Here is a 22,671-nt window from a genome sequence, read left to right as displayed (position 1 = left end):
TGGCAAGTGGGGGGGCTCACACTTCCCCCCCACCCAAACGAGGACGCCTAACCCTTCTCCACCTCCACCCGCACCTTGAAGTTGCCCCGGCGGGTGGAGCCCAAGACCTCCAGGAGCCTAAGGCTTCCTAGGCCCTCCGCCAGAAGGGTGTCCCCGGGACGCACCTCGTCCTTGGGGGAGGCCACCTTACCCCTTAGGCGCACCTTGCCCGCTTTCACCCCCTGGACGAAGTAGCTCCGGGAAACCCCGAAGCCCTTGGCCCCGAGAGCGTCCACCCTTAGGGAAGGCACCACCAAGGTGCGCACCCCCTTGCTGGCCTTGAAGGCGGCCTCGGGGGCGGGGTGCAAGGCGTAGCCCGCCTCCAGGAGGGCCTTTTTCCCCTCGGGCAGGAGGGCCACCAAGTACCCTTCCTCCCAGGCCTCCACGTCTCCCATGGCCTCCCCCAGGTCCGGGGGCTCCTTCTCCAGGACGTAGACCTCCACCGGGTCCGAAACGCCGGGCACCTCGGGGGGGTAGAGGACGGCCACCTTCCGCTCCGCCAGGGGAAAGCCGCCGAAGAAGGCCACCTTGAGCCCCTCCGCCTTCGCCTGGGCCTCCAGGAGGGCCTGGTCCTCCAGGTCCAAGAAGGCCGTGCGCACCACCCGCCCGCCCCGGGCCCGCTTGAGGTAGGCGGAAAGGTCCATCACCCCTCCCGCACGGCGAAGCTCAAGGTGGCGCTCGCCCGCTCCTCCCCTTCCACCAAAGCCTTCACCGCCACCTTGCCCAGGCCCCGGCGGAACAGGAGGAGCTCCCCTTCCAGGATGAGGGTGTCCCCCGGCACCACGGGCTTTTTAAAGCGGGCCTCCTCCACCCCCACCAGGAAGACGAGCCCCCCGGGCTTGAAGCCGGGCTGGCGGGCGATGGTGCCCACCGCCGCCTGGGCCATGGCCTCGAGGAGAAGCACCCCCGGCATGATGGGGTAGCCGGGGAAGTGCCCCTGGAAGTGAGGCTCGTTGAAGGTCACGTTCTTCAGGGCGCGGAAGCGCTTTTCGTCCGCCTCCAACACCCGGTCCACCAGGAGGAAGGGGTAGCGGTGGGGGAGGAGCTTGAGGATCTCCTGGATGTCCAACGGCCTCACCTCCTGAGGACGTCGTCGGAGGAGAGGATGGTGTCCTCGAGGACGTGGAGCATCTCCAAGGCCTTCCCCGTGCCCAAGGCCACGGCCTCAATGGGGTTTTCCGCCACCACCACCGGCACCCCCGTGGCCTCCTGCAAGGCCACGTCCAGGTTCTTGAGGAGCGCCCCGCCCCCGGTGAGGAGGATGCCCCGCTCGTAGATGTCCGAGGCCAGCTCGGGGGGCGTGGTCTCCAACACCCCCTTCACCCCCTGGAAGATCTTCTCCAAGGGCTCCTTGAGGGCCTCGGCCACGTCCTCCGCCGGGATCTCCGCGGTGCGGGGAAGGCCCGTGATGAGGTCCCGCCCCCGGACCTCCGCCACCTCCTTCTCCTCCCCGGGCAGGAGCTTGGCCCGGCCGAGCTGGATCTTGAGCTCCTCGGCGGTGCGCTCGCCGATGAGGAGGTTGTACTTCTGGCGAATGTGGCGGATGATGGCCTGGTCCATCTCGTTCCCGGCGATGCGGAGGCTTTCCGAGCGGACAATCCCCCCCAAGGAGATGACGGCGATGTCGGTGGAGCCGCCCCCGATGTCCACCACCATGCTCCCCGTGGGCTCGGCCACGTTGATGCCCGCCCCGATGGCCGCCGCCAAGGGCTCCTCAATGAGGTAGACCTTCTGCGCCAAGGCGGAGACCGCCTGGACCACCGCCCGCCGCTCCACGTCCGTGACCCCAGAAGGTACCCCCACCATGACCCGGGGCTTGAAGAAGCGGCTCATGGGGGAAAGCACCTTCTGCAGGAAGAGAAGGAGCATCCTCTCCGTGAGGGCGTAGTCGGCAATCACCCCGTCCTTTAGGGGGCGCACGGCCACGATGTTGCCGGGGGTGCGCCCGAGCATGCGGTAGGCCTCCGCCCCCACCGCCTTCACCTCCCGCTTCCCTTGCACCACGGCGATCACCGAGGGCTCGCGGAGGACGATCCCCTTCCCCCGCACGTAGATGAGGACGCTGGCCGTCCCCAGGTCAATCCCGATGTCCTCGCCCCGAAGCATATCGCCCTATTCTAGCTCACCTGGCGTACTCCACCGCCCGGCTTTCCCGCACCACGGTCACCTGGACCTGCCCTGGGTAGTTCATCTCCCGCTCAATGCGGCTGGCGATCTCCCGAGCGAGGAGCACCGCTTTGGCGTCGGTGATCTTGTCCGGCTTGACGATGACCCGCACCTCCCTTCCCGCCTGCACGGCGAAGGCGGTCTCCACCCCGGGGAAGGAGAGGGCGATGCGCTCCAGGGCCTCGAGGCGCTGCAGGTACTCCTCCAGGCTTTCCCGCCGGGCCCCCGGCCTGGCGGCGGAGAGGGCGTCGGCGGCGGCCACCAAGACGGCGTAGGTGGTTTCGGCGTTCTCCGGGTCGTGGTGGTGGGCGATGGCGTCAAGGACCTCCTTGGGCTCCCCGAAGCGCCGGGCCAGGGCGATGCCGATCTCCACGTGGCTCCCTTCCACCTCCCGGTCCACGCTCTTGCCGATGTCGTGGAGAAGCCCTGCCCGCTTGGCCAAGGCGGCGTCCAGGCCGAGCTCCGCCGCCATGATCCCCGCCAGGTGGGCCACCTGCACGGAGTGCTTGAGGACGTTTTGGCCGTAGCTGGAGCGGAAGTGGAGCCTGCCCAAAAGCTGGATGAGGCCGGGCTTGAGCCCCACCACCCCGGCCTCGAGGGCCGCCTCCTCCCCCCTTTCGTAGATGAAGGTCTTCATCTCCTGCTTGGCCTTCTCCACCACCTCCTCAATGCGGCTTGGGTGGATGCGCCCGTCCTTTAAGAGCTCCTCCAGGGCCATGCGGGCGATCTCCCGCCGCACGGGGTTGAAGGAGGAGAGGAGGACCGCCTCCGGGGTGTCGTCAATGATGAGGTCCACCCCCGTGAGGGCCTCAAAGGTGCGGATGTTCCGCCCCTCCCGGCCGATGATCCGGCCCTTCATGGCGTCGGAGGGGATGGGGACCACGGAAACCGCGAGCTGGGCGGCGGTTTCCGAGGCCTGGCGCTGCATGGCCTGGGCCAGGATCTTCTGCGCCTCCCGCCGGGCCTCGAGGCGGACCTTCTCCAAAGCGGCCCTCACCCTTTGGGCCTTTTCCTCCTCCAGCTCCTGGTCCAGCTTTTCCAGGATGAGCCTGCGCGCCTCCTCAGGGGAAAGGCCCGCCACCTGGTAAAGCCTTTTCTCTATTTCCTTCTCCCGCTCGGAAAGCCCCGCCTCCTTGGCCTTGAGGGCCGCTTCCTTTTGCGAGAGGGCCTCCTCCAGGGCGTCCAGCTTCAGGGCCCGGGCGTCCAAGGCCTCGCCCCGCTTGGAAAGCCTCTCCGCCTCCCGGCGAAGCTCCTCCCTTTCCTCCTTGAGGCGCTCCCGTTCCGCCTTGAGCTCCTCCTGCAAGGAGCGGAGCCGCTCCCTTTCCGCCTTGAGCTCCTCCCGCTCGGCCTTGAGGCGCTCCTCCGCCTCGGCGAAGCGCTTTTTCGCCTCCAGCTCATGCGCCTCCGTCCGGCGCTGGAGCTCGGCCTCCAGCTCCGCCTTCAGGGCCTTGGCCCGGGCCTCCGCCTCCTCCCTTAGGGCCTTGGCCTCGTGCCGGGCCGCCTCGAGGATCTCCTTGGCCTCCTTGCGGGCGGCCTCCAAGGCCGCCTTCGCCTCCTCCCTGGCGGCGTCCAGGACCGCCTTCGCCTCCTCCCCCGCGCGATCCTCGCCCTTGCGCCTTAGGAAAAGGGCCGCGGAGAGGAGGAGGACCAGGGCCAAGAGCACCAGGTCCAGAAGGCTCATTCCTCCCCCTCTTCGCTGGCGGCCAAGACCACCTGGTCGGCCCGCTCCAGGACCTTGGCCCGGATCTCCTCCAGGAGCTCAGGCCGCTCCTTCAGGAAGTCCGCCGCCTTCTCCTTCCCCTGGCCCAGGCGGTGCTCCCCGTAGGAGAACCAGCTCCCCGCCTTCTCAATCACCCCGGCAGCCACGGCCACGTTCACCAGGTCCATGACCGGGTCAAAGCCCCTGCCGAAGTAGATCTCCAGCTCCGCCTCGCGGAAGGGCGGGGCCAGCTTGTTCTTCACCACCTTCACCTTCACCTTGATGCCCACCGCCTCGCTCCCCACCTTGATGGGCTGGCCGCTTTTGCGCACGTCCAGGCGCACGCTGGCGTAGAACTTGAGGGCCCGCCCCCCGGGGGTGGTTTCGGGGTTGCCGTACATCACCCCCACCTTCTCCCGCACCTGGTTGATGAAGATGGCGGCGGTGTTGCTCTTGGCCAGGACGGCGGTGAGCTTGCGCAGGGCCTGGCTCATGAGCCGGGCCTGGAGGCCCACGTGGGCGTCCCCCATGTCCCCCTCAATCTCCGCCTTGGGCACCAAGGCGGCCACGGAGTCCACCACGATCACGTCCACCGCCCCGGAGCGGGCGAGGAGCTCCACGATCTCCAGGGCCTGCTCCCCGGTGTCCGGCTGGGAGACCAGGAGATCTTCCACCTTCACCCCAAGCCGCGCGGCGTAGAGGGGGTCTAGGGCGTGCTCCGCGTCCACGAAGGCGGCCACACCCCCCTGCTTCTGCGCCTGGGCGATAATGGTGAGGGCCAAGGTGGTCTTGCCGCCGGACTCGGGGCCGTAGATCTCCACCACCCGGCCCCGGGGGATGCCCCCGATGCCCAAGGCCAGGTCCAGGCCCAAGGAGCCCGTGGGGATCACGTCCACCTGCTGCTTGGGCATCTCCCCAAGCCGCATCACCGCCCCCTTGCCGAACTCTTTTTCAATGGTCTTTAGGGCGTTCTCTAGCGCTTTCCTCTTGTTCTCGTCCATGCTCACCTCGCAGGGGAAATTTTTCCAAAATGGTGTAGACGGGCCCTTTGGGCCTGAGCTCCGAGCGCACCAGGGCGAACTCCGTCACCGGCCACTCCAGGCCGAAGACCACCGGGGGCACCCTGGGGGCAGGGGCCTTGCGCCGGGCCAGGGTGATGTGGGGCTTGAAGGGCTTATCCCCCCCCGCCCTCAGGGCCTCCTCCCCCAAGGCCTCCACCACCCCCGCCCTAAGGGCCTCGGCCAGGAGGGAAAACCCTTCCCCTTCCGCCTTGGCGAACCAGACCCGGGGGGTTCCCTCGTTGGGGAAGTAGCCCGTGCCCCGGATGCGGGCGGGGAAGGGGGCCTGCCGGCGCCCCAGGCGGTGGCCCAGGGCCACGAGGTCCTCCAGCTCCTCCTCCGGCCTTTCCCCCAGGAAGAGGAGGGTGAGGTGGAGCTGGTGGGGCGCCACCTCCTTCCAGCCTTTGTAGCGGGAAACCTTGCCTTGGGCCTCCACCAGGGCCCGCCGCACGTCCTCAGGGAGAAAAACCGCGTAGAAAAGCCTCATGTCACCAGAAGGGCCAAGGCGGCGTACACGCTCCTTAACCGCACCGCCTCCCGATCCCCGGGAAAGCGGTAGCGCCTGGCCTCCGTCCCCGTGGGCCCCGCCAGGGCCACGTAAACCGTGCCCACGGGCTCGCCCTCGAGGGGCTCGGGCCCCGCCACCCCCGTGGTGGCCAGGGCGTAGGTGGCGCCGAAAAGGGATCTTGCGGCTTCCGCCATGGCCTTGGCCGTCTCGGCGGAAACCGTTTTGGCGAGGAGCTCCTCGGGCACACCGAAGCGGGCCTTGGCCCCTACGGAATAGGATACCACGCCCCCGAGGTAGAAGCGGCTCGCCCCCGGCACCCGGGTGATCTCCGCCCCCAAAAGCCCCCCGGTGAGGCTTTCCATGGTGGCCAGGGTGGCCCCTTCCAGCTCCATCCGCCTCTTTACCGCCTCGGCCAGGGTCAAGTCCCCTTCGCCCCAGATCTCCCGGAGAAGTTTTTTCTTAATCCTTTCCGAAAGCTCCGCCACCCGGTCCTCCCGGCCCCGCACCACCACCTCCACCCCGTGGGGCTTGGGGTAGGTGCCCACCTCCACCTCCTCCTCCCGGAGGAAAAGCTCCCCAAGCCGCTCCACGATCTCCGACTCCCCGATGCCCCAGGTCTTGAAGACCCGCTCGGCGTAGGGCCTTTGGGGAAGGGCGAGCCGGGGAAGCACCTCTTGCCACATGGGCCGCCACTCGGGGGGCGGCCCGGGGAGGAGGACGAGGTCCTTGCCCTCCTTGCGCACCCACCAGCCGGGTGCGGTGCCCACGGGGTTTTTGAGCCAGGTGGCGGAGGGGATCTTCAGGGCCTGCTTGCGGTTGGCCTCGGGCATGGCCCGCCCCCGGGCGCGGAAGAGGGCCTCAATCTCCGCCAAGACCGCCTCGTCCAGGCCTAGGGGCTCCCCCAGGGCCAAGGCCACCGCCTCCCGGGTCACGTCGTCCGGGGTGGGTCCGAGCCCCCCGGAGAGCACCACAAGCCGGGCCCGCTCCCAGGCGGCCCGCACCTCCCGGGCCAAGGGCTCGGGCTCGTCCGCCACCCTGAGGGTCCTTTCCACCTTGAGGGCGAAGGGCTTGAGGCTCCTTGCGATCTCCGCCGTGTTGGTGTCCAGGGTCTCCCCGTAAAGGAGCTCCGTGCCTACCCCGATGATCTCTGCCCGCTCCACGTCGCCTCCTCAAAGGGAAGGGGGACGAGGCGGTACCGCCCCCCGCCCCCTTCCACCTCGGCCCCGAAGGGCACCTCCTGCCGCACCACCCCGAGGCCCAAGGGGCCAAAGGGGGTGGCCTCGAGGCGCTTGAGCTCCCCCACCCGCTTCCCCGCCCAGGAGAGCTCCGCCGGCGCCTCCCCCGAGGCCAGGGCCCTTAGGCCCACCAGGCGGTAGGGCACCGCCTTGCCCTCGGTGCGGGCCATGATCTCCTGGCCCACGTAGCACCCCTTGCCGTAGTCCACCAGGGAGAGGAGGCCCACGCTCTGGGGTAGCTCCCCCCGGATATCGGAGAGGAGGGGAAGGCCCTTGAGCAGGGTGTAAAGGGGGTAAAGCGCCAGGGGCCAAGCGCCCTCGGCGCTTTCCCCAATGGCCTCCCGCCCGTCGGCGTGGACCAAGCGGTAAAGGGGAAGCGCCAAAAGCTCCACCTGGTCAAAGACAATGTAGCGCTTGAGCCGTTGCGAAAGGCCCTCGAGGCTACCCCAAGGCGCAAGGAGGTAGCCCTCCGCGTGGGGGAACAGGGTCGCCGCCTCCTCTATCTGCCCCTTGTGGTTGAGGAAGAGGGCCCCCATGGGCCCGGAAAGCCGCCTCAGGTCGCGGGTGCACTGCCCCTGGAGGAAGGAAAAGGCGTCCGGCCCCCGCACCAAAAGCACACCCGGGAAGGCGAAGAAGCCTTCCCCCGAAAGGGCCTGGGCCAAGAGGGCCTCCATGCCTTCCATTATTGACCAAAGGGTCAGGAAGGGGGAGAATGGCGGACGTGCGCTTTTTCTGGGGCTCCTTCCTCGCCCTTTTCCTGGTGGGGGTCATCGTGGCCCTGCCGGGGGCGGCCTTGCCCCTCTGGCGGGCCCGGTACGGGGTGGGCGAAGAGGTTTCCCTCTTCTTCACCGCCCTCCTCGTGGGCCTCCTCCTGGGGGTGCGCCTGGCGCAAGGGGAAAGGCGCCACCCCCTTTTCCCGGGAGCCCTCCTCCTGGTGGGGCTCGCCCTTTTCGGCGTGGCCTTCGCCCCGGGCTTTCCCTGGGTGGTGGCCCTGGCCTTCTTCCTGGGCCTCGGGGAAGGGACGATGAACGTCCACGGCAATAGCCTCGTGGGGGAGCTCTTCCCAGAAAGGCGGGTGGAGCTTTTAAACCGGGTGAACGTGGCCTTCGGCCTAGGAGCGGTGGCGACCCCCTTCGCCCTTACCTTCCTGCCCTATGGCCTCTTCTTCGCCCTGGCGGGGCTCCTCGCCCTCTTCGCCGCCCTTTTGGTCTGGGAGGCCCCCAAGGTGGCCCGCGCCTCCGGGGAGGCCTCGGGAAGGCTTTGGCCCTTCCTCCTGGCCGTGGCCCTGTACACCGGGCTAGAGGGCTCCTTGGCCACCTGGAACCGGGTCTGGTTGGAGGCCTTAGGCCACCCCACCGCCCTGGGGGGCTTGCTCCTTTCCCTCTACTGGTTCTTTTTGGCCCTGGGAAGGCTCGCCCTGGCGAAGCGGGTGGCGCAAAGGCCCCTTTTTTCCCTCCAAGCCCTCCTCCTGGGGGTGATGGGGCTTCTCGCCCTCAACCTCCTCCCCCCCACCGCCCTCCTCTTTCCCCTGACGGGCTTCCTCCTCGGGCCCCTCTTCTCCACCCTCTTCGCCCTGGTGCAGGCCCGCTTTGGGCACAAGGCCCTGGGGGGGCTCATGTACGCGGGGGCGGCGGGGAGCACCCTGATCCCCGCCCTCTTCGCCCTTTTGCCCCAAGGGGGGATTCCCCTTGGGCTTTTGGCCCTGGCGGGGGCGATTTTCCTCCTCCTTCAGGGCTTGGCGCGGAGGGAAGCCCATGCCTAAGGCCCTCCTCTTTGACCTGGACGGCACCTTGGCGGACACCGACCCCCTTCACCTTTTGGCCTGGCAGGAGGCGCTTAGGCCCTTTGGCCTCGCCGTGGACCCTGCTTTTTACCGCGAGCGCATCTCCGGCCGGCTCAACCCGGAGATCGTGGAAGATCTCCTGGGCTTAAAAGGAGAAGAGGCGCAGAGGCTCATCGCGGCCAAGGAGGCCCGCTTCCGGGAGCTCGCCCAGGGGCTAAAGCCCACCCCCGGGCTCCACGAGCTCCTGAAAAGGGCCGAGGAAAAAGGCCTCACCTGGGGCGTGGTCACCAACGCTCCCCGGGAAAACGCCCACCACGTGTTAAAGGCCCTCGGGCTAAGCCCGCCCCTCCTGGTCCTCGCCGAGGAGGTGGGCCGGGGCAAGCCCGACCCCCTGCCCTACCGGGTGGCCCTAAAGCGCCTGGGGGTGGCCCCGGAGGAAGCCCTCGCCTTTGAGGACTCCCCTTCCGGGGTAAAAAGCGCCGCAGGGGCTGGCATCCCCACCTACGCCCTCCTCACGGGGCATGGGGCGGAAAGCCTCCTGGAGGCGGGGGCCAAGGGGGTGCTCCGGGACTTCCAGGAGGCGCTAGACCTCCTTTAGGGCGTACCGGGCGAAGGCCGCCTCGTCAAAGCGGCCTTCCACCAGGTCATCCCAGTAGAGCCACCCCTCCCGGAAGGCGGGGAAGGGGAAGAAGCCGCCCTCCGCCTTCAGGTGGAAGGCGAGCTCGGAGGGCTCTGTCACCCCCTGTTGGAAGGCGAGGAGGGCGGACTGGTAGGCGCCAAAGGAGCTTTGCGCCTGGCTTCCCACCATGGCCCGCTTGCCCTTCTCCCGGGCTAAGGCCAGCATCTCCAGGGTCCAGGTGATGCCGGTGCGGGCGGGCTTGAGGTTGAGGACGTCAAAGGTGTCCAAGAGGAGTTCCCGCCGCAGGTCCCTCGGGGTCATGGCGGAATCGTCGGCGATGAGGGGGAGGATCTTCCTTTCCCTAAGGCGCCTCCTCGCCTCCACCTCCTCCCGGGGCAAGGGCTCTTCCACGTAGAGGAGGCCGAGCTCCTTCCAGGCGGCGAGGTAGCGCTCCGCCTCCCCCGGGGCGAGGGCCTCGTTGGCGTCGGCGTAGAGGTCCACGTCGGGGAAGGCCTCCTTGAGGCGGGTGAGAAGCGCCGTGTCCCCCTTTAGGTCCCGCCCCACCTTCACCTTGAAGACCCTAACCCCCGCCCCGTAGGCCATGCGGGCGTCCTCCAGGACCTCCTCCTCTTTTCCCAGGCCCAGGATGTAGGCCACCCGCACCCGGTGCTTGGCGGGCTTCAGGACCTGGTGGAGCTCCTCCCCCTCGCTCCGGGCCCAGGCCTCCCAGATGGCGGTGTCCAAGGCCCCTTTCAGGCCGTAGTTGAAGGGAAAGGCTTCCAAGACGGCCCGGATGGCCTCCTGGTCGTCCGCCTCGAGGCCCTTAAGCCGAGGCCAGAGGTAGCGAAGCCCGGCCTCCACGCTTCCCAAGGTCTCCCCGTAGATGGTGGGCCTTATGGCCACCTCCGCCCGGCCCAGGGAGCCATCGGAAAGCTCCACCTCCAAAAGGGCGTGCTCCAAAGCCCCTAGCTCCGAGGCCTTGCCCCAGCGCAAGGGGGCCTTTAGGGGGATGCGGAACGGGATGAGGCGGAAGTCCTTCAGGGTCGGCATGAGGCTCATTCTAAAAGGCCCTGGTCCCGGAGGAAGGCCCGCACCGCCCGCGCCTCCTCCTCGGGGGAGAGGGCCTCGGTGTCCAGGAGGAGGGCCCGGGGGTGGCCTTTTAAGAGGCGCAAGGGGCCCTCGGGGTCATAGTTCTTCTTCTCCTCGGCCACGATCTTCAGCTTGGCCAAGACCTCCTCCGGGGGGGCAAGGGCCAAGGCCTCCTCCAGCTCCCCTGGGGCGAGCACCCCTCGGGCAAGCTCCCTAAGCGCTTGGAGCTCCCCTTCCGCTAGGGCCACCCGGTCAAAGGCGTCCTGGCGGGAAAGAAGGCGCTTGAGCCGGGTGGCCTCCCGGGCGTGGAGGAGGACGAAGCGGGCGTGGGGCAGGTGCTCCAGGGCGAAGGCCACCTCCTTTTCTCCCCGCAGGCCGTCAAAGAGGAGGGGGCCCTTGGCCTCCACGTACCCCCGGGCCAGGACCTCCGCCACCCCCCCGGGGAACTCCTCCCGGAAAAGCCGGGTGTAGCGGAAGCGCTCCTCCCGGGGAAGGGGGGGCTTGGCCCCGTAGCGGGGGAGGATGTGGCGGTCCACGAGTTCCCGGCGGTCGGGAAGCCGGGGAAGCGCCAAGGCCTCCACCAGGGTGCTCTTCCCCACCCCGGTGAGGCCCACCAGGACCAGAAGGGGCACCTCCTTGGCGGGAAGGTAGCCTTCTTGAGGCTCCAGGGAAAAGGCCGCCTGCATGGGCCCATGCTACCTGGTAGGATGGGGGGGATATGAAGCGGCTTTTGGCTTTGCTCTTCCTCCTGGGCTTGGCCTTGGCCCAGGCCCCGGCCTACCCAGAAAACACCCTAGGCGTGGGCTACGCCCCGGACAAGGGAGCCTACCTGCAAGGAAGCCTCCTCCTCCCCTTTAGCCCCTTGGGGATTGACACTGGGCTAGACGCCGAGGCCCTCCTCTCGCCAAGCCCCGAGGTCTACGCCCTCCTCAAGGCCAACCTCTTCCCTGGGCTCGTGCTTGGGGACTTCTATACCTCCCTTGGCCTTGGGCTTGACCTGCGCTACCCGTTGGGGGCCCACGTGGGCCCGGTGGCGAGCCTGGAGCTTCCCGGCGGGGCCCTTTCCGGCACCTTGGGCCTCGGGTACCAGACGGGAAGCGGGCTGCACCTGGCCTGGGGCCTGGGGCTCCGGCTTTACCTGGAGCCCCTTGCCCTCGAGGCCGCCACCTCAGACCGCTTCCCCTTCCGCCTAAGCCTCCTCTACCTCTTCTAGCGTGCGCCGCCTGCCCTTAGTCCTCTTCTCCCTCCCCGCCCTCCTCACCCTGGGGGTCTTCGTCCTCTACCCCTTTTTGGACGTGATCCGCTTCTCCACCTGGGAGTGGTCGGGGCTTTCCGAGCCCAAGCCCGTGGGGCTTAAAAACTACCAGGACCTCCTGAAGGACCCCGCCTTCTGGAATAGCCTCTGGGTAACCCTTAAGTTCATGCTCCTCGCCCTGCCCCTTTTCGTGGGGCTTTCCCTAGCCCTGGCGGTGGCCCTGGAGGGGATGCCTTACGAGCGCTTCGCCAAGAGCCTCCTCTTCCTACCCGGCCTCGTCACCCTGGGCGGGGCCACCCTGAGTTGGTACACCCTCTTCACCCCGGAATACGGGGCCCTGGCCCAGTTCCTCCCCATCCCCCCCTGGGACCGGGAGGGGTTCTGGGCCCTGGTCATGGTGGTCCTCTTCACCCTCTGGCGGCACCTGGGCTACGGGGTCCTGGTGGCCTCGGCAAGGCTCAAGGCCATCCCCAAAACCCTCCTGGAAGCCGCCTACGTGGACGGGGCGGGGCCCTGGGAGGCCTTCCGCCACGTGGTCCTTCCCCTCATGCGCCCGGCGGTGGCCTTCTTGGTGGTGGTGGGGACCATCCTCTCCCTCCAGTCCTACGCCGCCGTCTTCCTCCTCACCCGGGGCGGGCCCTACGGGGCCACCCGGGTCCTGGGCTACTACCTCTACGAGGCGGGGTTTGAGAACTTCCGCTTAGGCTACGCCGCCGCCGTCACCGTGGTCATCCTCCTCCTCACCCTGCTCTTCGCCTACGCCCAGCTAAGGCTCCTCCGCTACGGGGAGGAGTAGCGGTGGCGGGCGAGGTCCCGAAGGTGCCCGGCGAAGTCGGTGTTGAGGAAAAGCTTCCCTCGGGCGTGGAAGAAGTAAAGGTAGGGGCGGCCCTGGGCGTCCTGGCGGATGGGGTTTAGGACAGCGAGGAGGGCCGCTCGCCCCGGGTTGCCGATGGGGCCTGGGGGAAGGCCCTTGTAGCGGTAGGTGTTGTAGGGGGAGTCCACGGCGAAATCCCCCGCGGGGCGGGAAAGCTCGGGGAGGCGCTTGCCCAGGGCGTAGGCCACGGTGGGGTCGGCCTGGAGGGGCATCCCCCGTTCCAGGCGGTTGAGGAAGACCCCGGCGATGTAGGGCATCTCCGCCTCGCTCCCGGCCTCCGCCTGCACGATGGAGGCCAGGGTCACCCAGGCGTGGACGGAAAGGTCCTGTTCGGCCAGCAGGGCCCGCACCGGGGGGGTGAGCTCCGCCTCAAAGCGGCGGAGCAGGGCCCGCACCACCTCCTCCGGGGTGGCGAGGAGGTCAAAGGTGTAGGTGGCGGGGAAGAGGTAGCCCTCCAGGGTCCTCCCCTCCACGTAAGGGGGCTTGAGGGGCCCGGGGTTTTCCACGAGGCGGAGGAAACCCTCCCCATCCAACCCCGCTTGGGAGAGCCTCTGGGCGTAATCCTTGGCCCTTTGCCCCTCGGGGAAGGTGAGGGTGAGGGTCAGGGGCTTCTCCCCCCCGGTGAGGGCGCGGGCCAGGCGGAAGGCCCCTTCCCCCTTAAGGCGGTAAACTCCCGGCACCAAGCGCCTTTCCCGCCCGGAAAAGCGCAGATAGGCGGAGAAGAGGTGGCCCGAGCGCAAAAGCCCCGCCTCCTCCAAAATCCGCGCCACCTCCGCCCCCTTGGCCCCCCGGGGGATGCGCACCACCGCCTCCTTCCCCGTGGGCCCCAAGAGCCAAAGGGCGTAGGCCAGGAGGAGGGCGAAGGTGAGGAAAAGGGCCAAAACCCCCCGCCAGAGCCACTTCCTAGAGCCTTCGGGCAAGGTAGTCCTCCAGCAAGACCACGGCCGCCAGCTCGTCCAGCTTCCCCTTCTCCCGGCGCAGGCGCTTGGGGGCGTGTTGGAGCCGCCTTTGGGCGAGCTTGGTGGTGAAGCGCTCGTCCCAAAGCTCCACCTCCACCCCCCGCGCCCTTAAGGCCTCCACCAGGGGAAGGACCCGCTTGGCCTGGGCGCTTTCCTTGAGGTCGGTGCGCAAGGGAAGGCCCACCAAAAGCTTCCCTAAGCCCTCCCGCCGCACGAAGTCCAGGATGGCCTCGAGGTCCGCCTCGAGGCCCCTCCGCACCAGGTACCCCCGGCCGAAGGCGAAGGGGCTTCCCTCCTCCCCCACCGCCAGGCCGATGCGGGCCTCCCCCACGTCAAGCGCGCCCACCCGCATAGGCTGACCGGTCCGCCAGGACCACCCCAAGGTAGAGGAGGGCCACCCCGAGGGCCCGCCCCAGCTCCTCCAGGCCCACCACCCCCAACCGGTTGAGGGTGCTGGTGGAGGCCAGGACCAAGGCGGCCACGAAGATGAGGGCCGTGCCTTGGGCCCGCAACGGGTTTCGCCGCCAGAAGAGGAGGGTGGTGTACAGGGCCACCCCAGCCAGGAGCAGGGTGCCCAGGAGGTTAAAGGGGATGGTCCAAAGCCGGGGGGAAGTGAGGCTTGGCTCGGGGAAGGCCTTCCCCGAGGGGGCGTGGGGGGTGGGGAGGGCGCTTAGGTCCAAGGGGGCCGAGAGGACCAAGTGGAGCCCGTAAAGGATGAAGGGGCTCAGGAGAAGGAGGAGGCCCCGGGCCGCCCGAGGGTTGAGGAGGGCCAGGCTCCCCAGGCCCAAGAAGGTCACCCCGTGCATGGCCCCCACCAGGTACCAAAGGCGGTAAAGCGCAGGGGTCCAGGCCCCCAGGAGGCGGGCCAGAAGCTCGGCGGAAACCCCCAGGGCGAAAAGCAGCAGGCCGAGGCTGTAGAGGGCGTTGTGGAGGGAGGGGCGCTTGCGGTAACGCCCCCAGGTGAGGGCGAAAAGGCCCCAGGAAAGGGCCACGGCCAAAGCGCTCAGGAGTTCGGCCATGGGCTTATCCTAACCCCTTTAGGGGAGGAGTTCGGGCAAGGCTTCCTTGGCCCGCGCGGGGTCCAGCCCCGCCCCCTGGGCCAAGGCCCCCTTGCCGCCCCCCCGGCCCCCCGCCCTTTCCGTGAGGGCGCGGAAGAGGCTTCCCGCCTCGAGGCCCCGCTCCTGGGCCCGCTTGGAAAGCTTTAGGGCCGCACGCCCCCCGGAGAGGACCAGGGCGAGGTCGGCCCCCCGCTCCACCAGCTCGTCCGCCGCCTGGCGCAGGGCCTCCCCGTCCAGCCCCGACATCTCCACCACGGCGTAGCGGAGGCCGCCCTTTTCCAAAAGGGCCACCTCCTTCTTGAGCTCCACCTGCACCAGCCGCGCCTTAAGGCTTTCCACCTCCCTTTCCTTGGCCTTAAGCTCGGCGAAGAGCTTCTCCAGCCGCTCCTCCAGGGCGCTTTCCCCGGCGGAAAGCCTCTCGGCGAGGGCCTTCAGGCGGTTTAGGGCGCCCCGGGCGAAGCGGATGGCCGCCTCCCCCGCCACCGCCTCCACCCGGCGCACCCCGGCGGAAACCGCCTCCTCCTTGGCGATGAGGAAGGCCCCGATCTCCCCGGTGCGGCGCACGTGGGTGCCACCGCAGAGCTCCTTGGACTCCAGGCCCGGCAAGGGACTCCCCTCCACCCGCACCACCCGGACCACCTCCCCGTACTTCTCCCCGAAGAGGGCCATGGCCCCCTCCTTCCGGGCCTCCTCCAGGGGCATGTAGCGCCAGGTGACGGGGAAGTCCGCCATGATCCAGCGGTTGACGAGGAGCTCTATGCGCGCAAGCTCCTCCGGGGCCAAGGGCTCGGGGTGGGTGAAGTCAAAACGGAGCCGGTCCGGGGCCACCAGGCTTCCCGCCTGGCGAACGTGGGGGCCGAGGACGGCCCTAAGGGCGGCGTGGAGGAGGTGGGTGGCGGTGTGGTGGCGCTCGGTGTCGCGCCTTTTGGGGTCCACCACCGCCCGCACCCTCTCCCCCACCCTAAGGACGCCCTCCTCCACCTTGGCCTTGTGGAGGAAGATGCCCCTGTCCGTCTTCTGGGTGGTCTCCACCCAGGCCCTACCCCCGGGCCACTCCAACAGGCCGAAGTCCCCGATCTGCCCGCCCCCTTCGGCGTAGAAGGGGGTCTTGTCCAGGACCACCTGGACCTCGGTCCCGGGGCCCGCCTCCTCGAGGCTCTGGTCCCCGGCGAGGAGGGCCAAGACCTCGGCCTCGGCCTCGAGGGTGCCGTAGCCCAAAAACTCCGTGGCCCCCCGCTCGGCGTAAAGCTCCTCCAGGACCTGGGCGCTTTTCTTGAAGATCTCCCGCTCAAAGGCCATGGCGGCCCGGGAGCGCTCCTGCTGCTCCTCCAGGGCCTGCCTAAAGCCCTCGGTGTCCACGCCATAGCCCCGCTCGGCGGCGATCTCCACCGTGAGGTCCAACGGGAAGCCGTAGGTGTCGTAAAGGCGGAAGGCCTCCTCCCCAGGAAGCGCCTCCCCCGGCTTGAGCCCGGAGAGGAGGAGGTCTAGGCGCTTCAAGCCCCCTTCCAGGGTTTCCAGGAAGCGCTCCTCCTCGAGGCGGACCTGCTTCTCCACCGAGGGGAGGTTTTCCCGCATCTCCGGGTAGAAGTCGCCCAAAAGCTCCGCCACCAAGGGGGCGAGCTTGTACAGGAAGGGCTCGGAAAGCCCGAGCAGGTAGCCGTGCCGCAGGGCCCGGCGGAGGAGGCGGCGGATCACGTAGCCCCGCCCCGTGTTGGAGAAGGTCACCCCGTCGGCCAAGGCGGCCACCACGGCCCGCACGTGGTCGGCGATGACCCGGTGGCTCACGCTCCTTTTCCCCTCGTAGGGCCTGCCGCTCCACAGGGCCACCCGCTCAATGAGGGGGAAGAAGGTGTCGGTGCGGTAGAAGTCCTCCACGTCCTGGAGGATGGCCGCCACCCGGTAAAGGCCCATGCCCGTGTCTATGTTCTTCTGGGGCAGGGGCTTGAGGATGCCGGGGCCGGGGATGGGGCCTTGGCGGTCGTACTGGGTGAAGACCAGGTTCCAGATCTCCACGAAGCGGTCCCCGCTTCCCGTGTTGGGCCCCGTCTCGTCCGGGGTGCCGAAGGCCGGGCCCCGGTCGTAGAAGATCTCCGAGCAGGGGCCGCTGGGCCCATTGGGCCCGTGGGTGATGGCCCCGCCCGGCCAGTAGTTCTCGTCCTCGCCGAAGCGGCCGATCCTCTCCTCCGGCACCCCCACCAGGTCGCGCCAGATGGCGTAGGCCTCGTCGTCGTCCTCGTACACCGTGACCCAAAGGCGGTTCGGGTCCAACTTGAGGTGCTCCGTGAGGAACTCCCAGGCCCAGAGGATGGCCTCCTTTTTGAAGTAATCCCCGAAGGAGAAGTTCCCCAGCATCTCAAAGTAGGTGTTGTGCCGAGAGGTGCGGCCCACGTTCTCAATGTCCCCCACCCGGAGGCACTCCTGGCAGGTGGTGATCCTGCGCCACTCCTTGCCCCCGAAGATGGGTTTGGCTCCCAGGAAGTAGGGCTTTAGGGGGGCCATGCCCGCGGAGGTGAAGAGGAGGGAGGGGTCGTTCTCGGGGATGAGGCTAAAGGAAGGCAGGCGCAAATGGCCCTTGCCCTCAAAGAAAGATAGGTACTTCTCGCGGATCTCCGCCGTGCGCATGCCTTTGATTATAGGACCGCCAAGGCCACCTCCTCGCCCTCGGGCAGGAGGAAGGCCCTAACCCCGTCGGTGCCGAAGATGACGTAGGGCACCCGCCAGCGGGCCTCCCGGACGTCCGTGGGGCTCGGGAAGGCGGGGCCATGGGGGTGGGAGTGGTAGATGGCCAGGAGGCTCAGGCCCTGGCCCTCCAGCGCCTTCAGGGCCTTCAGGAGGGCTAAAGGCTCCGCCAGGTAGGCCGTGAGGGGGTGGGGATGGGCGTTGGGGAGGGGGATGACCCTCTCCACCTCCCGCCTGCCCGCCCAAAGCCCCACCCCTTCCCGGGGGGCCTCCCGCAGGAGGTGGGCCCGGGTTTCCTCCAGAAGCCTTCTGGGCACGTAGAGAACTTGGGACAATCGCCCCCTCCTTGGCCCTATACTATGGGCACCAAGAAGGAGGGACCATGATCCGTACCCTTGCCCTGGTGGGCCACGCGGGAAGCGGCAAGACCACGCTAACGGAAGCGCTCCTCTACCACACGGGGGGCCAAGGAGCGGATGGGCCGGGTGGAGGAGGGCACCACCACCACGGACTACACCCCCGAGGCCAAGCTCCACCGCACCACGGTGCGCACCGGGGTGGCCCCCTTGCGCTACAAGGACCACCGCATCTTCCTCCTGGACGCCCCCGGCTACGGGGACTTCGTGGGGGAGATCCGGGGGGCCTTGGAGGCGGCGGACGCCGCCTTGGTGGCGGTGTCCGCGGAAAGCGGGGTCCAGGTGGGGACGGAAAGGGCCTGGACCGTGGCCGAGCGCCTGGGCCTGCCCCGGATGGTGGTGGTGACCAAACTGGACAAGGGCGGGGACTACTACGCCCTTCTGGAGGACCTCCGGGCCACCCTGGGCCCCATCCTCCCCATTGACCTGCCCCTTTACGAGGGGGGGCGTTGGGTGGGGCTTATAGACGTCTTCCACGGCAAGGCCTACCGCCTCGAGGGGAGCAAGGAGGTGGAGGTGCCCCCGCCCGAGGCGGAGAAGGCCCGGGCGGAGCGCTTCCGCCAGGAGGTCCTGGAGGCCATCGTGGAAACGGACGAGGGCCTTTTGGAGAAGTACCTGGAAGGGGAGGAGGTCACGGGGGAGGCCCTGGAAAAGGCCTTCCACGAGGCGGTGCGGCGGGGGCTCCTTTACCCCGTGGCCCTGGCCTCGGGGGAGACGGGCATCGGCGTCCTGCCCCTTCTGGACCTGATCCTGGAGGCCTTCCCTTCCCCCGAGGAGCGCTTCGGGGAAGGCTCCCCTTTGGCCAAGGTCTTCAAGGTGCAGGTGGACCCCTTCATGGGCCAGGTGGCCTACGTCCGCCTCTACCGGGGAAGGCTCAAGCCCGGGGACACCCTGCAAAGCGAGGCGGGGGCGGTGCGCCTACCCCACCTCTACGTGCCCATGGGCAAGGACCTCCTGGAGGTGGAGGAGGCGGAGGCGGGCTACATTTTGGGCCTTCCCAAGGCGGACACCCTCCACCGGGGCATGATCCTTTGGCAAGGGGAAAAGCCCGAAAGCGAGGCCGTGCCCTTCGCCCGTCTGCCGGAGCCCAACGTGCCCGTGGCCCTACGCCCCAAGGGGCGCACGGACGAGGCCAAGCTGGGGGAGGCCTTAAGGAAGCTTTTGGAAGAGGACCCAAGCCTCAAGTTGGAAAGGCAGGAGGAAACCGGGGAGTTCCTCTTATGGGGGCATGGGGAGCTCCACCTCACCACCGCCAAGGAGCGCCTGGCCGACTACGGGGTGGAGGTGGAGTTCTCCGTGCCCAAGGTGCCCTACCGGGAAACCATCCGCAAGGTGGCGGAGGGGCAGGGCAAGTACAAGAAGCAGACGGGCGGGCACGGCCAGTACGGGGACGTGTGGCTCAGGCTGGAGCCCGCCCCCGAGTACAGCTTTGAGTGGCGCATCACCGGGGGGGTCATCCCCAGCAAGTACCAGGAGGCCATTGAGGAGGGGATCCTCGAGGCCGCCAAGAAGGGGGTCCTGGCGGGCTACCCGGTGATGGGCTTCAAGGCCATCGTCTATAACGGCTCCTACCACGAGGTGGACTCCTCCGACCTGGCCTTCCAGATCGCCGCCAGCCTGGCCTTCAAAAAGGTGATGGCGGAGGCGAGCCCGGTCCTCTTGGAGCCCATCTACCAGATCAAGGTCCTAGCCCCCCAGGAGCGCGTCGGGGACATCCTCTCCGACCTCCAGGCCCGTAGGGGCCGCATCCTGGGCATGGAGCAGGAGGGGGCCTTGAGCGCCGTGCGGGCCGAGGTGCCCTTGGCCGAGGTGCTGGAGTACTACAAGACCCTGCCGGGCCTCACCGGGGGGGCCGGGGCCTACACCCTGGAGTTCAGCCACTACGCCGAGGTGCCCCCGCACCTGGCGCAAAAGATCGTCCAGGAGCGCCGGGCCCAGGAGGGGTAGTGGAGGCGCTTTTCCGCCTCAAGGAGGCCCTGAACCAAACCCTCTTCGGCCAGGAGGAGGCCATCGAGGCCCTGTTGGCCACCCTCCTGGCCCGGGGGCACGCCCTACTGGAAGGGACGCCGGGCCTGGGCAAAACCCTCCTGGCGGAAGCCTTCGCCAAGGGAAGCGGCCTCTCCTACAAGCGCATCCAGTTCACCCCGGACCTCCTCCCCCAGGACCTCACGGGGAGCGAGATCTTCCGCGAGGGGGGCTTCGTCTTCGTCAAAGGCCCCCTCTTCGCCCAGGTGGTGCTGGCGGACGAGATCAACCGGGCCCCGCCCAAGGTGCAGTCGGCCCTCCTCGAGGCCATGCAGGAGCGGGCCGTGACGGCAGGGGGGGTGCGCCACCCCTTGCCCGAACCCTTCTTCGTCATCGCCACGCAAAACCCCCTGGAGCTGGAGGGCACCTACCCTCTGCCCGAGGCCCAGCTGGACCGCTTCACCGCCAAAATCCCCTTCCGCCCCCCCAGGCGGGAGGTGTGGCTCCGGATCCTCACCGAGGAGCCCAAGCTCCCCGAGCCCCAGGCGGTGGACCTCCTCCAGGGGCAAAAGGAGGCCAGGGAGGTGCGGGTGGCCAAGGAGGCCCTAGAGACCATCACCCACGTGGCCTTCCTGACCCAGGAGGACAAGCGGCTCCGCATGGGGCTTTCCCCCCGGGGGGCCAAGGCCTGGCTGGCCTTGGCCAAGGCCCTGGCCTACCTGCGGGGGAAACCCTTGGTAGACTGGAAAGAACTCAAAGACGCCGCCTACCTAGCCCTTCCCCACCGCCTCTTCCTCACGGAGGAGGCCCTCTACGAGGGGGAAACGGCGGAAGGGGTGCTGCGGGAGGTTTTGCGGAAGGGAGGAGTGCCATGAGGTGGGTGCGGTTTTTCCACGAGGTGGGCCTGGAGGACGTCCCCTTGGTGGGGGGCAAGAACGCCTCCTTGGGGGAGATGATCCGGGAGCTTTCCCCCTTGGGGGTGAAGGTCCCCGGCGGCTTCGCCACCACCAGCGAGGCCTACTGGTACTTTTTGGAGACAAACGGCCTGAAGCAGGCCATCGCCCAGGAGCTCACAGGCCTGGACGTGGAAGACCCCAAGGCCCTTCAAGGGGCAAGCCGCCGCCTCCGGAACCTGATCCTCAAAGGGGAATACCCCCCGGACCTTCGGGAGGAGATCCTTTCCGCCTACCGCCAGCTTTCCCAGGAGGCGGGGGAGGAGGAGATCCCCGTGGCGGTGCGCTCCAGCGCCACCGCCGAGGACCTGCCCACGGCCAGCTTCGCCGGGCAGCAGGAAAGCTACCTTTACGTCCAGGGGGAGGAGGACCTCCTCCAGCACGTGAAGCGGGCCATGGCCAGCCTCTTCACCGCCCGGGCCATCAGCTACCGGGCCCACATGGGCTTTGACCACCTGAAGGTGGCCCTCTCCGTGGGGGTGCAGCGCATGGTGCGGGCGGACACCGCCACGAGCGGGGTCATCTTCACCCTGGACCCGGACACGGGCCACCGGGGCTTCGTCTACCTCACCGCCATCTGGGGCCTGGGGGAGAACATCGTCCAGGGGCGGGTGGTCCCGGACGGCTACTACGTGCACAAGGAGGCCCTGAAGGCGGGGTACAAGGCCCTCGTGTACAAGCGCCTGGGGACCAAGGAGCTCACCCTGGTCTTTGATCCCAAGGAAGGCCGCCTGAAAAACCGCCCCACGCCCCCCTACCTGCGCAACCAGTTCGCCCTGAAGGACGAGGAGGCCCTGCGACTGGCCGACTGGTCCTTGAAGATTGAGGAGCACTACTCCAAGAAGCGGGGCGCCCCCACCCCCATGGACATTGAGTGGGCCAAGGACGGGCCCACGGGGGAGCTCTTCATCCTCCAGGCCCGCCCCGAGACCGTGCACGCGCAAAAGAGCCCGGTGCTTCGGGTTTATCGGCTCCTGGCACGGGGGGAGGTGGTGGCGGAAGGCCTGGCGGTGGGGGAGGCCATCGCCACCGGGCGGGCCCGCATCCTCAAGGACCCCAAGGAGATGGACCGCTTCCAGGAGGGTGAGGTCTTGGTCACGGAAACCACCAACCCCGACTGGGAGCCCATCATGAAGAAGGCGGCGGCCATCGTCACGGAAAGGGGCGGGCGCACCTCCCACGCCGCCATCGTGGCCCGGGAGCTGGGGGTGCCGGCGGTGGTGGGGGCGGTGGGGGCCACGCGGGCCATCCCCGAGGGGGAAGCGGTCACCGTCTCCTGCGCCGAAGGGGAGGTGGGCCGGGTCTACCGCGGGGCCTTGCCCTTTGAGGTGGAGGAGATCCGCCCCGAGGCCCTCCCCAGGACCAAGACCCGGATCCTGGTCAACGTGGGCACCCCGGAGGAGGCCCTGAAGGCAAGCCTCCTCCCCACGGACGGCGTGGGGCTCGCCCGCATGGAGTTCGTCTTCGCCAGCCACGTGCGCGTCCACCCCCTGGCCCTCACCCGCTTTGAGACCCTGCCCCTTGGCGTGCAGCGGGAGGTGGAGGCCCTCACCGAGGCCTACGGCGACAAGCGGGCCTACTTCGTGGACCGCTTGAGCCAGGGCGTCGGCCTCATCGCCGCCGCCTTCTACCCCAGGCCCGTGATCCTCCGCTTTTCCGACTTCAAGACCAACGAGTACGCCCGCCTGGTGGGGGGGCACCTCTTTGAACCCAAGGAGGAAAACCCCATGCTGGGCTGGCGGGGGGCGAGCCGCTACTACCACCCCGACTACAAGGAGGGCTTCCTCCTGGAGGTGGCGGCGGTGAGGCGGGTGCGGGAGGAGATGGGCCTGAAGAACCTCCACGTGATGGTGCCCTTCTGCCGCACCCCGGAGGAGGGGGCGAAGGTTTTGGAGGTCATGGCGGAAGGGGGCCTGAGGCGGGGGGAGGAGGGGCTTTTGGTCTACGTGATGGCGGAGATCCCTTCCAACGTCCTCGAGGCCGAAGCCTTCGCCGAGCTCTTTGACGGCTTCTCCATCGGCAGCAACGACCTTACGCAACTAGCCTTAGGCCTGGACCGGGACTCGGAAAGGGTGGCCCACCTCTTTGACGAGCGGCGGGAAACGGTGAAGGCCCTCTGCGCCCTCCTCATAGAAAAGGCCCACGCCCGGGGCAAGACGGTGAGCATCTGCGGCCAGGCCCCTTCCGACTACCCCGAGTTCGCCGCCTTCCTGGTGGAGCGGGGGATTGACTCCCTAAGCCTCAACCCGGACGCCCTCCTGCGCACGGTGAGAAAGGTGGCGGAGGTGGAACGCGCCTTGGGCTTGGGGTAAGCTT

21 protein-coding genes and 1 pseudogene are annotated in these 22,671 nt (G+C 68.5%); 7 read left to right on the top strand and 15 right to left on the bottom strand.

Annotated features, from left to right (window positions below; genetic code table 11):
* Window positions 1-47 precede the first annotated feature (47 nt).
* Genes QT17_RS01320 through QT17_RS01285 form a run of 8 tightly spaced genes read right to left on the bottom strand, consistent with a single transcriptional unit; the run spans window position 48 to window position 7,379 of the window.
* Window positions 48-686, bottom strand: coding sequence for a S4 domain-containing protein (locus QT17_RS01320; RefSeq protein WP_039455447.1), 639 nt, complete (start codon window positions 684-686; stop codon window positions 48-50).
* Window positions 683-1,108 carry a 3-hydroxyacyl-ACP dehydratase FabZ gene (gene fabZ, locus QT17_RS01315; RefSeq protein ID WP_039455446.1) on the bottom strand — a complete coding sequence of 142 codons (426 nt, stop codon included), beginning with the start codon at window positions 1,106-1,108 and terminating at the stop codon, window positions 683-685. Before fabZ ends, QT17_RS01320 begins: the two co-directional genes overlap by 4 nt.
* Window positions 1,109-1,113: 5 nt before the next feature.
* Entirely contained in the window at window positions 1,114-2,145 is a 1,032-nt protein-coding gene (locus QT17_RS01310; RefSeq protein ID WP_039455444.1) for a rod shape-determining protein, read from the bottom strand.
* 16 nt (window positions 2,146-2,161) lie between these two features.
* Window positions 2,162-3,886, bottom strand: a complete 1,725-nt coding sequence (gene rny, locus QT17_RS01305; protein WP_039455442.1) for a ribonuclease Y — start codon at window positions 3,884-3,886, stop codon at window positions 2,162-2,164.
* The gene (recA, locus tag QT17_RS01300) at window positions 3,883-4,905 is read right to left on the bottom strand and encodes a recombinase RecA (RefSeq protein WP_039455440.1); all 1,023 of its coding nucleotides are present in this window, start codon (window positions 4,903-4,905) and stop codon (window positions 3,883-3,885) included. The genes rny and recA overlap by 4 nt, the downstream gene beginning before the upstream one ends.
* On the bottom strand, window positions 4,856-5,449 hold the full coding sequence (thpR, locus tag QT17_RS01295) for an RNA 2',3'-cyclic phosphodiesterase (protein ID WP_039455439.1): 594 nt from the start codon (window positions 5,447-5,449) through the stop codon (window positions 4,856-4,858). The genes recA and thpR overlap by 50 nt, the downstream gene beginning before the upstream one ends.
* Complete coding sequence (locus tag QT17_RS01290; RefSeq protein WP_039455437.1) at window positions 5,446-6,630, bottom strand: CinA family nicotinamide mononucleotide deamidase-related protein; 1,185 nt, start codon at window positions 6,628-6,630, stop codon at window positions 5,446-5,448. The genes thpR and QT17_RS01290 overlap by 4 nt, the downstream gene beginning before the upstream one ends.
* A complete protein-coding gene (locus tag QT17_RS01285; RefSeq protein ID WP_039455435.1) occupies window positions 6,603-7,379 on the bottom strand; it encodes a folate-binding protein YgfZ in 777 nt (258 codons plus the stop codon). The genes QT17_RS01290 and QT17_RS01285 overlap by 28 nt, the downstream gene beginning before the upstream one ends.
* A 38-nt stretch (window positions 7,380-7,417) precedes the next feature.
* Between QT17_RS01285 and QT17_RS01280 the strand changes: the two genes are divergently transcribed.
* Window positions 7,418-8,467, top strand: a complete 1,050-nt coding sequence (locus tag QT17_RS01280; protein ID WP_039455434.1) for a sugar MFS transporter — start codon at window positions 7,418-7,420, stop codon at window positions 8,465-8,467.
* The gene (locus QT17_RS01275; protein ID WP_039455431.1) at window positions 8,460-9,086 is read left to right on the top strand and encodes an HAD family phosphatase; all 627 of its coding nucleotides are present in this window, start codon (window positions 8,460-8,462) and stop codon (window positions 9,084-9,086) included. Before QT17_RS01280 ends, QT17_RS01275 begins: the two co-directional genes overlap by 8 nt.
* Here QT17_RS01275 and QT17_RS01270 read toward each other — a convergent pair.
* Both QT17_RS01270 and QT17_RS01265 read right to left on the bottom strand, forming a co-directional pair.
* Window positions 9,072-10,157 carry an enolase C-terminal domain-like protein gene (locus QT17_RS01270; protein WP_039455430.1) on the bottom strand — a complete coding sequence of 362 codons (1,086 nt, stop codon included), beginning with the start codon at window positions 10,155-10,157 and terminating at the stop codon, window positions 9,072-9,074. The genes QT17_RS01275 and QT17_RS01270 overlap by 15 nt on opposite strands.
* A gap of 5 nt (window positions 10,158-10,162) precedes the next feature.
* Complete coding sequence (locus QT17_RS01265) at window positions 10,163-10,882, bottom strand: hypothetical protein (RefSeq protein ID WP_039455428.1); 720 nt, start codon at window positions 10,880-10,882, stop codon at window positions 10,163-10,165.
* A 32-nt stretch (window positions 10,883-10,914) separates the two neighbouring features.
* Between QT17_RS01265 and QT17_RS01260 the strand changes: the two genes are divergently transcribed.
* Window positions 10,915-11,409, top strand: coding sequence for a hypothetical protein (locus QT17_RS01260; RefSeq protein WP_039455426.1), 495 nt, complete (start codon window positions 10,915-10,917; stop codon window positions 11,407-11,409).
* 1 nt (window position 11,410) lies between these two features.
* Complete coding sequence (locus QT17_RS01255) at window positions 11,411-12,247, top strand: carbohydrate ABC transporter permease (RefSeq protein WP_039455425.1); 837 nt, start codon at window positions 11,411-11,413, stop codon at window positions 12,245-12,247.
* Here the strand turns inward: QT17_RS01255 and mltG are convergent.
* The 5 genes from mltG to QT17_RS01230 are packed head-to-tail and all read right to left on the bottom strand — an operon-like array spanning window position 12,232 to window position 17,356.
* Window positions 12,232-13,245 carry an endolytic transglycosylase MltG gene (gene mltG, locus QT17_RS01250; RefSeq protein ID WP_039455424.1) on the bottom strand — a complete coding sequence of 338 codons (1,014 nt, stop codon included), beginning with the start codon at window positions 13,243-13,245 and terminating at the stop codon, window positions 12,232-12,234. The genes QT17_RS01255 and mltG overlap by 16 nt on opposite strands.
* Window positions 13,229-13,636 carry a Holliday junction resolvase RuvX gene (ruvX, locus tag QT17_RS01245; RefSeq protein ID WP_039455419.1) on the bottom strand — a complete coding sequence of 136 codons (408 nt, stop codon included), beginning with the start codon at window positions 13,634-13,636 and terminating at the stop codon, window positions 13,229-13,231. Before ruvX ends, mltG begins: the two co-directional genes overlap by 17 nt.
* Entirely contained in the window at window positions 13,617-14,303 is a 687-nt protein-coding gene (locus tag QT17_RS01240) for a hypothetical protein (RefSeq protein WP_039455417.1), read from the bottom strand. The genes ruvX and QT17_RS01240 overlap by 20 nt, the downstream gene beginning before the upstream one ends.
* 18 nt (window positions 14,304-14,321) lie before the next feature.
* Window positions 14,322-16,964, bottom strand: coding sequence for an alanine--tRNA ligase (alaS, locus tag QT17_RS01235; RefSeq protein ID WP_039455415.1), 2,643 nt, complete (start codon window positions 16,962-16,964; stop codon window positions 14,322-14,324).
* Window positions 16,965-16,972: 8 nt separating this feature from the next.
* A complete protein-coding gene (locus tag QT17_RS01230) occupies window positions 16,973-17,356 on the bottom strand; it encodes a Mov34/MPN/PAD-1 family protein (protein WP_039455413.1) in 384 nt (127 codons plus the stop codon).
* A gap of 47 nt (window positions 17,357-17,403) precedes the next feature.
* On the opposite strand from QT17_RS01230, the pseudogene QT17_RS01225 reads away from it, so the two are divergent.
* From QT17_RS01225 to ppsA, 3 genes and pseudogenes are all read left to right on the top strand, one after another.
* Window positions 17,404-19,384 (top strand): annotated as a pseudogene (locus tag QT17_RS01225) (elongation factor G).
* A complete protein-coding gene (locus QT17_RS01220) occupies window positions 19,384-20,277 on the top strand; it encodes a MoxR family ATPase (RefSeq protein ID WP_039455407.1) in 894 nt (297 codons plus the stop codon). The pseudogene QT17_RS01225 and the gene QT17_RS01220 overlap by 1 nt, the downstream one beginning before the upstream one ends.
* Window positions 20,274-22,667, top strand: coding sequence for a phosphoenolpyruvate synthase (gene ppsA / locus QT17_RS01215; protein WP_039455405.1), 2,394 nt, complete (start codon window positions 20,274-20,276; stop codon window positions 22,665-22,667). The genes QT17_RS01220 and ppsA overlap by 4 nt, the downstream gene beginning before the upstream one ends.
* The last annotated feature ends 4 nt before the right edge of the window (window positions 22,668-22,671 follow it).

Source organism: Thermus sp. 2.9, assembly GCF_000794385.1.
Lineage (GTDB): Bacteria > Deinococcota > Deinococci > Deinococcales > Thermaceae > Thermus > Thermus thalpophilus.
This window is presented reverse-complemented; position numbering and strand designations above follow the sequence as displayed.